Raw genomic sequence first — 13,472 nt, forward strand, 5'->3', positions numbered from 1 at the left:
AAAGCTCTTAGCTAAGGCAATTAAAAAATAAGTCTTCAGTGAAAGAAAAAATTTAAAAGTTATGAAAACAACAACATTAGTGGATCATCTTCATATGTTGCATTCCGCAACTTTTATGACCAATTAAATATAGCAATCATCAATTGTAAAGTGGGGATACTGTATAAATACAGTTGATGAAAACAACAAAAAGATAAAATGAAAGAATAAATGAAACTAATCATAGAAGGCAGTAAACACAGATTAATTCTCCTCCAGCGCTTTATATCAATCACCAGTAGGCTTTATTAGACATAGTTAATAAATATAGGTAAGGGTTTTAATTTAAGCTCAATATTGTTGGGAAGCTTAAGAACTTTTATATTATAGTCAAAAATAGGTTCTACACTTTGCAACTGTTCGAATTATAAAAACTGGGATTATTGCTGCAACATACATTACCATTTAAGTAGCATTAGGGACTTCTTAAAATAGAAATTATCACCATGTTATCTTCATTTTTTTATAATCAGTACTTTCTCATATAGGGTACTGAAATCGAATTTTAGCTAGGCTCATCATTAAAATTTGCTGCTATGTACATAGGTATCGTCAATAAAGTAGAAATTTTAGTTCTATTCATCATTTTTCATCCTTATAATGTAAAGATTACATCAAAAAGGAGAGGAAATTTTGTGGATTGATGGCGTGTTTTCTGGTGGCGGTTTGAAGGGCTTTGCATTAGTAGGGGCATATCAAGTACTAGAAGCTGAACATTTTCGATTTAAACGTGTAGCTGGTACAAGTGCAGGTGCCATTTTAGCTGCCTTTATTGCTGCAGGATATAGTGGAAAAGAGATAGAAATGATGCTAGAAGAGTTAGATGTTCCTTCATTACTTGATCCAAGAAGAACATTTTTACCTTTTCCATTTATGAAATGGGTAAATGTTTATAATCATTTAGGTCTCTATAAAGGAAAGGCATTAGAAAAATGGTTTTTCCAAAAGCTAGCAGCAAAAGGCGTATATACTTTTGGTGACCTGCCTAAAGATTCACTTAAGTTAGTAGCTTCAGATTTAACGAATGGTAGAATGATTGTTTTACCAGACGATTTGCATAAATATCAAATTGAAGCAAAGAATTTTTCAGTTGCTTGTGCGTTACGTATGAGTTGTGGTATACCTTTTTTCTTTGAACCAGTTACATTAAAGACTGGGAAGGGTGAATCGGTTATAGTGGATGGTGGTGTTTTAAGTAATTTTCCACTATGGATATTTGATGATAAGGAAGGTCGGAAAGTACGTCCGATTTTAGGCCTGAAACTGAGCAGAAGAAGGGAAGAACAATGTCCTCAAGAAATTAAGAATGGTCTAAATTTGTTTGATGCATTATTTTCAACTATGAAAGATGCACATGATGAAAGGTATATATCAAGACGACACGAAAGAGATATTATTTTTATTCCTGTAGAAGATTATAGTGCTACCCAATTTGATTTAAATGAAGAAACAAAAGAAACTCTATTAGAAATAGGGAGAAACCGTACAATTCAATTTTTACGAAATTGGCCAAGATTGAGGTTATAAATATTTTTTAAAAATAATTATAAAACTATTGACCAATGATAAATAGGGTGTTATTATATAAAAGTTGCTGATGAGACATGCAGCTACTAAAATATAAAATAAAATAACTGTTTGACATTAGATATAAAACATGTTATTATATAAAAGTTAACTCTTACAGAAGAGTAAACAAAATGAACCTTGAAAACTGAACAAGCAAAACGTAATCAATAAAGTTTTAAGTAGCTAGCTTTGCTAGTGAACAAAACACAATTTTGGACATCAAACATGATGCCAGCAAAACAATTTGAGCTAATCAAATTTCTTTTATGGAGAGTTTGATCCTGGCTCAGGACGAACGCTGGCGGCGTGCCTAATACATGCAAGTCGAGCGAACAGAGAAGGAGCTTGCTCCTTTGACGTTAGCGGCGGACGGGTGAGTAACACGTGGGCAACCTACCCTATAGTTTGGGATAACTCCGGGAAACCGGGGCTAATACCGAATAATCTCTTTTGCTTCATGGCAAGAGACTGAAAGACGGTTTCGGCTGTCGCTATAGGATGGGCCCGCGGCGCATTAGCTAGTTGGTGAGGTAACGGCTCACCAAGGCGACGATGCGTAGCCGACCTGAGAGGGTGATCGGCCACACTGGGACTGAGACACGGCCCAGACTCCTACGGGAGGCAGCAGTAGGGAATCTTCCACAATGGGCGAAAGCCTGATGGAGCAACGCCGCGTGAGTGAAGAAGGTTTTCGGATCGTAAAACTCTGTTGTAAGGGAAGAACAAGTACAGTAGTAACTGGCTGTACCTTGACGGTACCTTATTAGAAAGCCACGGCTAACTACGTGCCAGCAGCCGCGGTAATACGTAGGTGGCAAGCGTTGTCCGGAATTATTGGGCGTAAAGCGCGCGCAGGCGGTCCTTTAAGTCTGATGTGAAAGCCCACGGCTCAACCGTGGAGGGTCATTGGAAACTGGGGGACTTGAGTGCAGAAGAGGAAAGTGGAATTCCAAGTGTAGCGGTGAAATGCGTAGAGATTTGGAGGAACACCAGTGGCGAAGGCGACTTTCTGGTCTGTAACTGACGCTGAGGCGCGAAAGCGTGGGGAGCAAACAGGATTAGATACCCTGGTAGTCCACGCCGTAAACGATGAGTGCTAAGTGTTAGGGGGTTTCCGCCCCTTAGTGCTGCAGCTAACGCATTAAGCACTCCGCCTGGGGAGTACGGTCGCAAGACTGAAACTCAAAGGAATTGACGGGGGCCCGCACAAGCGGTGGAGCATGTGGTTTAATTCGAAGCAACGCGAAGAACCTTACCAGGTCTTGACATCCCGTTGACCACTGTAGAGATATAGTTTCCCCTTCGGGGGCAACGGTGACAGGTGGTGCATGGTTGTCGTCAGCTCGTGTCGTGAGATGTTGGGTTAAGTCCCGCAACGAGCGCAACCCTTGATCTTAGTTGCCATCATTTAGTTGGGCACTCTAAGGTGACTGCCGGTGACAAACCGGAGGAAGGTGGGGATGACGTCAAATCATCATGCCCCTTATGACCTGGGCTACACACGTGCTACAATGGACGATACAAACGGTTGCCAACTCGCGAGAGGGAGCTAATCCGATAAAGTCGTTCTCAGTTCGGATTGTAGGCTGCAACTCGCCTACATGAAGCCGGAATCGCTAGTAATCGCGGATCAGCATGCCGCGGTGAATACGTTCCCGGGCCTTGTACACACCGCCCGTCACACCACGAGAGTTTGTAACACCCGAAGTCGGTGAGGTAACCTTTTGGAGCCAGCCGCCGAAGGTGGGATAGATGATTGGGGTGAAGTCGTAACAAGGTAGCCGTATCGGAAGGTGCGGCTGGATCACCTCCTTTCTAAGGATTATTTCGGAATACAAACCTTGGGTTTGTAAGATTACGTTTTGCGTTCAGTTTTGAAGGTTCATTCTTTCTGAATGAAATACTTCAAAACTTGTTCTTTGAAAACTGGATAAAACGACATTGAAATTGTAACAAACACATTTATTTTTTAAGTTTTTTTATAGGCTTAATAACTTGGTTAAGTTATTAAGGGCGCACGGCGAATGCCTTGGCACTAGGAGCCGAAGAAGGACGGCACTAACACCGATATGCTTCGGGGAGCTGTAAGTGAGCTTTGATCCGGAGATTTCCGAATGGGGGAACCCACTACGTTTAATCGCGTAGTATCTTGACGTGAATACATAGCGTCTTGAAGGCAGACCCAGGGAACTGAAACATCTAAGTACCTGGAGGAAGAGAAAGAAAAATCGATTCCCTGAGTAGCGGCGAGCGAAACGGGAAGAGCCCAAACCAAGAGGCTTGCCTCTTGGGGTTGTAGGACACTCTATACGGAGTTACAAAAGAGCGAGTTAGATGAAGCGACTTGGAAAGGTCCGCCAGAGCAGGTAAAAGCCCTGTAGTCGAAAGTTCGTTCTCTCCTGAGTGGATCCTGAGTACGGCGGAACACGTGAAATTCCGTCGGAATCCGGGAGGACCATCTCCCAAGGCTAAATACTACCTAGTGACCGATAGTGAACCAGTACCGTGAGGGAAAGGTGAAAAGCACCCCGGAAGGGGAGTGAAAGAGATCCTGAAACCGTGTGCCTACAAGTAGTTAGAGCCCGTTAATGGGTGATAGCGTGCCTTTTGTAGAATGAACCGGCGAGTTACGATTACGTGCAAGGTTAAGCTTTAGAAGGCGGAGCCGCAGCGAAAGCGAGTCTGAATAGGGCGAAATAGTACGTGGTCGTAGACCCGAAACCAGGTGATCTACCCATGTCCAGGGTGAAGGTGAGGTAACACTTACTGGAGGCCCGAACCCACGCACGTTGAAAAGTGCGGGGATGAGGTGTGGGTAGCGGAGAAATTCCAATCGAACTTGGAGATAGCTGGTTCTCTCCGAAATAGCTTTAGGGCTAGCCTCGTGATGAGAATACTGGAGGTAGAGCACTGTTTGGACTAGGGGGCCATCCCGGTTTACCGAATTCAGACAAACTCCGAATGCCAGATATTTATACACGGGAGTCAGACTGCGAGTGATAAGATCCGTAGTCAAAAGGGAAACAGCCCAGACCACCAGCTAAGGTCCCAAAGTAATCGTTAAGTGGAAAAGGATGTGGCGTTGCACAGACAACCAGGATGTTGGCTTAGAAGCAGCCATCATTTAAAGAGTGCGTAATAGCTCACTGGTCGAGTGACGCTGCGCCGAAAATGTATCGGGGCTAAACGATTCACCGAAGCTGTGGATTGACATCTACGATGTCAGTGGTAGGAGAGCGTTCTAAGTGCGTTGAAGTCAGACCGGAAGGACTGGTGGAGCGCTTAGAAGTGAGAATGCCGGTATGAGTAGCGAAAGACGGGTGAGAATCCCGTCCACCGTATGACTAAGGTTTCCTGAGGAAGGCTCGTCCGCTCAGGGTTAGTCGGGACCTAAGCCGAGGCCGATAGGCGTAGGCGATGGACAACAGGTTGATATTCCTGTACCACCTCCTCACCGTTTGAGAAATGGGGGGACGCAGTAGGATAGGGTAAGCGCGCCGTTGGTTGTGCGCGTCCAAGCAGTAAGGCGTGTGTGTAGGCAAATCCGCACACTGTAACGTTGAGCTGTGATGGCGAGTCCGTATGGACGAAGTTCCTGATTTCACACTGCCAAGAAAAGCCTCTATCGAGGTGAGAGGTGCCCGTACCGCAAACCGACACAGGTAGTCGAGGAGAGAATCCTAAGGTGTGCGAGAGAACTCTCGTTAAGGAACTCGGCAAAATGACCCCGTAACTTCGGGAGAAGGGGTGCTCTTGAGCGTGCAAGCGCATGAGAGCCGCAGTGAATAGGCCCAGGCGACTGTTTAGCAAAAACACAGGTCTCTGCAAAACCGTAAGGTGACGTATAGGGGCTGACGCCTGCCCGGTGCTGGAAGGTTAAGAGGAGTGGTTAGCGCAAGCGAAGCTGCGAATTGAAGCCCCAGTAAACGGCGGCCGTAACTATAACGGTCCTAAGGTAGCGAAATTCCTTGTCGGGTAAGTTCCGACCCGCACGAAAGGCGTAACGATCTGGGCACTGTCTCAACGAGAGACTCGGTGAAATTATAGTACCTGTGAAGATGCAGGTTACCCGCGACAGGACGGAAAGACCCCGTGGAGCTTTACTGTAGCCTGATATTGAATTTTGGTACAACTTGTACAGGATAGGTAGGAGCCAGAGATCTCGGAGCGCCAGCTTCGAAGGAGGCGTCGGTGGGATACTACCCTGGTTGTATTGAAATTCTAACCCATGCCCCTTAGCGGGGCAGGAGACAGTGTCAGGCGGACAGTTTGACTGGGGCGGTCGCCTCCTAAAAGGTAACGGAGGCGCCCAAAGGTTCCCTCAGAATGGTTGGAAATCATTCGTAGAGTGTAAAGGCACAAGGGAGCTTGACTGCGAGACCTACAAGTCGAGCAGGGTCGAAAGACGGGCTTAGTGATCCGGTGGTTCCGCATGGAAGGGCCATCGCTCAACGGATAAAAGCTACCCCGGGGATAACAGGCTTATCTCCCCCAAGAGTCCACATCGACGGGGAGGTTTGGCACCTCGATGTCGGCTCATCGCATCCTGGGGCTGTAGTCGGTCCCAAGGGTTGGGCTGTTCGCCCATTAAAGCGGTACGCGAGCTGGGTTCAGAACGTCGTGAGACAGTTCGGTCCCTATCCGTCGTGGGCGTAGGAAATTTGAGAGGAGCTGTCCTTAGTACGAGAGGACCGGGATGGACACACCGCTGGTGTACCAGTTGTCTTGCCAAAGGCATCGCTGGGTAGCTATGTGTGGACGGGATAAGTGCTGAAAGCATCTAAGCATGAAGCCCCCCTCAAGATGAGATTTCCCATTACGCAAGTAAGTAAGATCCCTCAAAGACGATGAGGTAGATAGGTTCGAGGTGGAAGTGTGGTGACACATGGAGCTGACGAATACTAATCGATCGAGGACTTAACCAATATGTTTGAAGCATTCAATGCACCGTTTATCCAGTTTTGAAAGAATAATTCTTTCAACAAAAAAAGAGAGCTTCAAGACACAAGTAGTACAAGGAAGCAAACGAGTGATTGAAGGAGCGTACTTATGTACGTGACTGATTGAACGAGAGCAGCTGACGCAGTAATACGCCGTGTATTGGAGGTCGAATAAGTCTAGTGATGATGGCAAAGAGGTCACACCCGTTCCCATACCGAACACGGAAGTTAAGCTCTTTAGCGCCGATGGTAGTTGGGGGCTTCCCCCTGTGAGAGTAGGACGTCGCTAGGCAAACAAAACAGTCAGCTGTATGCTGGCTGTTTTTTTACTTTCTCTTTTGATAACTTTTAACTCTACTAAAGAGATTGTTCAAAAGTGTTTTCTGAATTTGAAAAATGTAAATAAATGCCTCGAAAATGTAGTTAATTATTTGTATTGTTTATCTTAATTGTTATTTGTTAAAAATCTGAATTGTCTTTCTTTTATAAGTTCCTTGACAGTAGCAGTCCACGTTGTTAATCTTACAATTAATATTCTTTTAACTATAGGAGGAAGTTACGAAAATGTGGGAGACTAAATTTGCCAAAGAAGGTTTAACTTTTGATGATGTATTATTAGTACCAGCTCATTCCGAAGTACTACCGAAAGATGTTGATTTATCTGTTCAATTAACACCAAAGATTAAATTAAACATCCCAATGGTCAGCGCAGGTATGGATACAGTTACAGAGTCTAAAATGGCGATTGCGATGGCACGTCAAGGCGGTATCGGTATTATCCATAAAAACATGGGGATTGATGAGCAAGCTGAACAAGTAGAAAAAGTAAAACGTTCTGAAAATGGTGTTATTACAAACCCATTCTTCTTAACTCCGACACATCAAGTTTTCGATGCTGAGCATCTAATGGGTAAATACCGAATCTCTGGTGTTCCTATTGTTGATAGTATGGAAAATCAAAAGCTAGTAGGGATTATTACAAACCGTGATTTACGTTTTATCTCTGACTACTCTTTAAAAATTGAAGATGTAATGACGAAAGAAGATTTGATTACAGCACCAGTTGGAACGACTTTAGAGGATGCTGAAAAAATTCTTCAACAATATAAAATCGAAAAGCTTCCAATTGTGGATGAAGAAGGTAGATTAACTGGACTTATTACAATTAAGGATATCGAGAAAGTTATTGAATTCCCGAATGCTGCGAAAGATACACATGGTCGTTTACTTGTAGGCGCAGCAGTTGGTGTATCAAAAGATACGATGGTACGTATTGAGAAGCTTGTAGAGGCACAAGTTGACATTGTTGTAATCGATACAGCCCATGGTCATTCAGAAGGCGTATTACAAACAATTCGCTCAATCCGTGAGACTTACCCTGAGCTAGAAATCATCGCTGGTAATGTTGCTACAGGAGAAGGCGCACGTGCATTATTTGAAGCTGGAGCAGATGTTGTTAAAGTAGGTATCGGTCCTGGTTCAATTTGTACTACACGTGTTGTAGCAGGTGTAGGTGTACCACAAATTACAGCAGTATATGATTGTGCTACAGTAGCTCGTGAGCTAGGTAAAACAATAATTGCTGATGGTGGTATTAAATATTCTGGTGATATCGTAAAAGCTCTAGCAGCTGGAGGCAACGTTGTAATGCTTGGTTCCCTTCTAGCAGGCACATCTGAATCTCCTGGAGAAACAGAAATCTTCCAAGGACGTCGCTTCAAAGTTTATCGTGGTATGGGTTCTATCGGCGCTATGGAAAAAGGTTCTAAAGATCGTTACTTCCAAGAGGATGCAAAAAAATTAGTACCTGAAGGTATTGAGGGCCGTCTTCCTTATAAAGGACCATTAGCTGATACAATTTACCAACTTATTGGTGGTATTCGCGCTGGTATGGGTTATTGTGGAGCTCCACATCTTGAGCACCTACGCGAGAATGCACAATTTGTTAGAATGACAGGTGCTGGTCTACGTGAATCACATCCACATGATGTACAGATTACAAAAGAATCACCAAACTATTCCATGTAATATATTACTTGCAACTTTTATGCTTTCGCATCGTCTACAAAGATGGCGCGAGAGCATTTTTTTATGGTAGAGAGTCAACACGTTTGTTGTTATCTATGATAAAATGTCGAGGACAAGATTATTTTTTGGAGGGCTTTAAAGGTGAAAAAGAAAATGAACACCGTATTACGCTTACTCCTAATTCCTGTTTTATTATTTAGTATTTTTGCAGGTATTCCTGCAAAGGCAAATGCGGAAACAGATTTAGGATTAACAGTGGATGCTGCGATTTTAATTGATGCAGATTCAGGAAAAATTTTATTTGAACAAAATGCAGATACTTCACTAGGTATTGCAAGTATGACAAAGATGATGACTGAATACCTGTTATTGGACGCGATTGATGCAGGGAAAGTTAAATGGGATCAAGAATATCACGTAACAGATTATACGTATCGTATGTCTCAAAATCGTGCATTAAGTAATGTACCTTTACGTAGAGATGGCTCTTATACGATTCGTGAGTTATATGAGGCAATGGCAATCTATTCAGCAAATGCAGCAACCGTAGCTATTGCTGAAACAATCGCAGGTTCTGAAACTGAATTTTTAAAGTTAATGAATAAAAAAGCAGAAGAACTTGGTTTAGAGGGCTATAAATTTGTCAATGCTACTGGTCTTAATAATGCTGATTTATTTGGAATGCATCCATCAGGTACAGGCCCAGAAGATGAAAATGTGATGCCTGCAAAATCTGTAGCAAAATTAGCGTATCATTTATTAAAAGATCACCCAAAGGTATTAGAGACATCTAAAATTGCAAAAAAGACATTCCGTGAAGGAACAGAAGATGCAATTAAAATGGAAAACTGGAACTTTATGTTGCCAGGATTAGTGTATGAATATCAAGGTGTAGATGGATTAAAAACAGGTACAACAAACTTTGCAGGTCACTGCTTTACAGGTACTGCAGAGCGCAATGGGACTCGCTTGATTGCAGTTGTCATGAAGGCTGTAGATGCAAATGGTCAAGGATCATATAAAGCTCGTTTTGATGCCACAGCAAAATTATTTAACTACGGTTTTTCACAATTCTCAAAGCAAGAAATTTTACCAGGGAACTATACTTTCAAAGATCAAAAAACAGTTAAAGTCACAAAAGGTAAAGAAGACAAAGTATCGATTGCAGTAAAAGAACCAATTTCCTTTATGATTAAGTCTGCTGATAAAGACTTATATAAACCTACATTGGTTTTAGATAAAAAGAGTTTAGAGGCAGATGTTAAAAAAGACACTGTTGTAGGAAAGGTCGTTATTGAGCGCACAGAAGGCACAGATTACGGCTTTATTGATGGCAAGGATATTTCATCCGATGTTGTCACAACAGAGGCTGTAGAGCGCGCTAGCGGTATCTCATTGTTCTTCCAAGGTGTAGGTAGCTTCTTCGGTAATTTATGGGGAGGCATTACAGACTTTGTTGGGGGATTGTTCTAATATTTAAATACGAGCACATGAATGTACTTAAGCATTCATGTGCTTTTTTCACATTTTTACATGCTACTGCATACGCTAATAGGCGAAAGGATGTGGCTAAATGTGTGGCATTACAGGCTGGGCTAGTTTTCACAAGGATTTAAGAACAAGTGACACAATATTAAAATCGATGACGCAAACATTAAATAAGAGAGGGCCAGATGATGAAAATATTTGGTGTAGTGAGCATATTGCATTTGGCCATCGACGGTTAGCTGTTATTGATTTAATTGGCGGCAAACAACCGATGAAAAAAATCCATGATGGATTAAACTATGTCATTACATATAATGGCGAACTTTATAATACAGAAGAGCTACGTAAGGAACTTCAAAAAAGAGGACATAGTTTTATAACACAATCGGATACTGAAGTGTTATTAACGGCCTATATTGAATGGAAAGAGCAATGTGTAGAATTTCTAAATGGTATTTTTGCCTTTGGTGTTTGGGATGAGCAAAGACAATCTTTATTTTTATGTCGAGACCGATTAGGCGTAAAACCCTTGTATTATACAGAGCAACAAGAGGGTGTTCTTTTTGCATCTGAAGTGAAGGCTCTGCTAGCACACCCCACGGTCCAAGCAAGTGTAAATGTTGAAGGGTTGGCAAGTATGATGGCTGTAGGGCCTTCTAGAGCGCCAGGTAAAACACTCTTTCAAAATATTGAAGAATTAAGACCTGGCTATGCGATGCGATTCTCTAGAGAAGAAGGTTTAAGAAAGTGGCCGTATTGGCAGCTACAAAGCCGTAAACATGAAGAAACATTAGAAGAAACAATGGAGCATGTTCGTTTTTTGTTAACGGATGCTATAGAACGTCAGCTAGTTTCGGATGTTCCTATTTGTACATTTCTTTCGGGAGGACTAGATTCCAGTATTATCACGGGCATTGCGGCAAATAGTTTCCAACAGCAAAACCATCAATTGCATACGTATTCTATTGATTACGAGGATAACGAGCGCTTCTTTAACCCACACTCTTTCCAAACTTCCACGGATACGTACTGGATTCAAAAAATGACAGATACTTTTCAGACGGCACACCATGCAGAGGAAATCACTCAGCAACAGTTAATTGATTTATTAGTGGAATCGGTCATCGTTCGTGATTCCCCTGGTATGGCAGATGTAGATTCTTCGTTATTGTGGTTTTGTCGAGAAATAAAAAAGGAATTTACTGTAGCGCTATCAGGAGAGTGTGCAGATGAAATTTTTGGTGGGTATCCATGGTTTAAAGAAAGGACTTCGGGTTTTCCTTGGATCCGTTCATTGTCTGAAAGAAGTGCATTACTTCAAGAGAAGTGGGATAAAAAATTGACAATTGAGTCCTATGCACAACAACTATATACACAAACAATAGCTGAAGTGCCATTATTAGATGGAGAAGGTTTAGCAGAGGCAAGACATCGTGAAATGTCTTACTTAAATATGCTATGGTTCATGCAAACATTATTAGAGCGGAAAGATCGTATGAGTATGGGGGCAAGTTTAGAGGTACGTGTCCCTTTTGCAGATCATCGGCTTGTAGAATATGCCTGGAATATTCCGTGGGAAATGAAGAATTTAGATGGAATAGAAAAAGGATTACTTCGAAAATCAATGGCACATCTATTGCCGAATGAAGTGTTATATCGTAAAAAAAATCCTTATCCAAAAACCTATCATCCTATCTATACAGCAGGAGTGCAAAAATGGTTGAAGGAAATTCTACATGATAAAAATTCAATTTTGCATGAACTATTTGAACGACAAAAGCTTGAGGAGTTAGTTGAATCTGGCGGTAGCTCTTTTAAGATTCCATGGTATGGGCAATTAATGGCAGGTCCTCAACTTTTAGCGTATCTAGGGCAAATTCATACTTGGTTTGAGCATTATCAAATTCAATTAATTGAGACTTAATATAAAACGACCCATCTACGTAGATGGGTCATTTTTTTGTATACTCCAGCAATCCATCAACTGCTCAATGGATGATTCGATTGCTTGTACGGGAATTCCTCCAAAGCCTAATAGAAATTGAGCTTTTGAAGATTCATAATGATCTAGTCGATAGGCTGATAATGGATAGATACCTATCTGTGCTTGAGAGGCGAGCTGTTGTAATTGTTTTTCTGTGAATGTGTGTTGAACCTCTAATAAAATATGCATACCAGCTTGCTCACCAGTAATGTTAATGGATGATGAATATTTTTCTAAAATAGAAGTTAGCTTATCATGTTTTTTACGATAAATTTTACGCATACGATTGAGATGCTTTGCAAAATGCCCATCACCCATAAAATTTGCCACAATATGCTGATCAAAACGAGGCACAGTGGATGAATAATAATTAAAGACATCGTTATAAGTAGCAAGTAGTTTAGGTGGAAGTACAAAATAAGCTACTCGTAAGGATGGCATTAAAGATTTGGTAAAAGTACTCATGTAAATAACTTTATCGTTGCGATCTAGTGCGTGTAGGGCAGGAATTGGTTTTCCAGCATAACGAAATTCCGAATCATAGTCATCCTCTATAATATAGCGAGAGGTGCTTTGTGCCGCCCAATTTAAAGCCTGTGCTCGTCTTGTAGCAGATAATACAGCCCCAGTTGGGAATTGATGTGAGGGTGTAATATACACAACATTAGCATTTGTTTTTTCAAGATCATGAATAATTATGCCCTCTTCATCAACTGCAATTGGGTAAACTTTTCGTTTATGCTGCGAAAACATTCGATGCACGGCAGGGTATCCTGGATTTTCTAATGCAAAGCTTGTGTCCTCACTAAAAAGACGGAGAATCATAGGGAGAAGCTGCTCCGTACCTGAACCAATAACAATTTGTTCAGGGTGGCATACAACACCACGGGATTGATATAAATAATTAGCAATCTCTGTGCGTAGAGACAGTTCTCCTTGTGGTTCCCCTGTTAATAATAGCTCCTTTGAGGTGTCGTCAAAAAGCTCTTTCGCATACTTTCTCCATGTTTGAAATGGAAAGGCATCGATATCAATAGAACCAGGATTAAAATCAATTTTATATGATTTTTTCTTAGGATGTTCATTAATGGACGCCACAGTATCTTGTTGAATGTAGGGCAGTTCATCTATCTCTTCTACAAAATAGCCAATACGTGATTTGGACATAATATAGCCTTCAGCTAAGAGCTGGGCATAGGCAATTTCAATTGTTGTTTGGGAAATGTTTAAAAAATCAGCTAATTTCCTTTTTGAAGGCAATTTTTCTCCTACAGTTATTTTCTTAGAAATAATAGCTTCTTTAATACCATTATAAAGCTGATCATAAAGCGGTTTATCACTATCTCTTTCCAGCTGAAATAAAAGCATATCCATGATCTGGAACCTCCTGACCTTATAAATATTTTGAAAACTGGATATTTTGA

At 41.7% G+C, this 13,472-nt stretch carries 5 protein-coding genes and 3 rRNA genes; 7 read left to right on the forward strand and 1 reads right to left on the reverse strand.

Going from position 1 to position 13,472, the window contains the following annotated elements; all coding sequences use genetic code 11:
- Positions 1-672: 672 nt before the first annotated feature.
- From MKZ14_RS00065 to asnB, 7 genes are all read left to right on the forward strand, one after another.
- Entirely contained in the window at positions 673-1,566 is an 894-nt protein-coding gene (locus tag MKZ14_RS00065) for a patatin-like phospholipase family protein (protein WP_333007002.1), read from the forward strand.
- A 305-nt stretch (positions 1,567-1,871) separates the two neighbouring features.
- Positions 1,872-3,423: ribosomal RNA gene (locus MKZ14_RS00070) — 16S ribosomal RNA — on the forward strand.
- 182 nt (positions 3,424-3,605) lie between these two features.
- Positions 3,606-6,533, forward strand: a 23S ribosomal RNA gene (locus MKZ14_RS00075).
- A gap of 191 nt (positions 6,534-6,724) precedes the next feature.
- Positions 6,725-6,840 (forward strand): 5S ribosomal RNA (rrf, locus tag MKZ14_RS00080).
- The 16S, 23S and 5S rRNA genes sit together here, the layout of an rRNA operon.
- 272 nt (positions 6,841-7,112) lie before the next feature.
- Entirely contained in the window at positions 7,113-8,576 is a 1,464-nt protein-coding gene (guaB, locus tag MKZ14_RS00085; protein ID WP_004233999.1) for an IMP dehydrogenase, read from the forward strand.
- 141 nt (positions 8,577-8,717) lie between these two features.
- Positions 8,718-10,049 (forward strand): D-alanyl-D-alanine carboxypeptidase family protein, encoded by a 1,332-nt coding sequence (locus tag MKZ14_RS00090; RefSeq protein ID WP_081977435.1) that lies wholly within the window; start codon positions 8,718-8,720, stop codon positions 10,047-10,049.
- A gap of 100 nt (positions 10,050-10,149) precedes the next feature.
- Entirely contained in the window at positions 10,150-11,988 is a 1,839-nt protein-coding gene (gene asnB, locus MKZ14_RS00095) for an asparagine synthase (glutamine-hydrolyzing) (protein WP_333006625.1), read from the forward strand.
- Positions 11,989-12,003: 15 nt separating this feature from the next.
- Here asnB and MKZ14_RS00100 read toward each other — a convergent pair whose 3' ends face one another.
- Entirely contained in the window at positions 12,004-13,422 is a 1,419-nt protein-coding gene (locus MKZ14_RS00100; RefSeq protein ID WP_333006624.1) for a PLP-dependent aminotransferase family protein, read from the reverse strand.
- Positions 13,423-13,472 lie beyond the last annotated feature (50 nt).

This window comes from Lysinibacillus sp. FSL P2-0066 (assembly GCF_037969495.1).
Classification (GTDB): domain Bacteria; phylum Bacillota; class Bacilli; order Bacillales_A; family Planococcaceae; genus Lysinibacillus; species Lysinibacillus boronitolerans.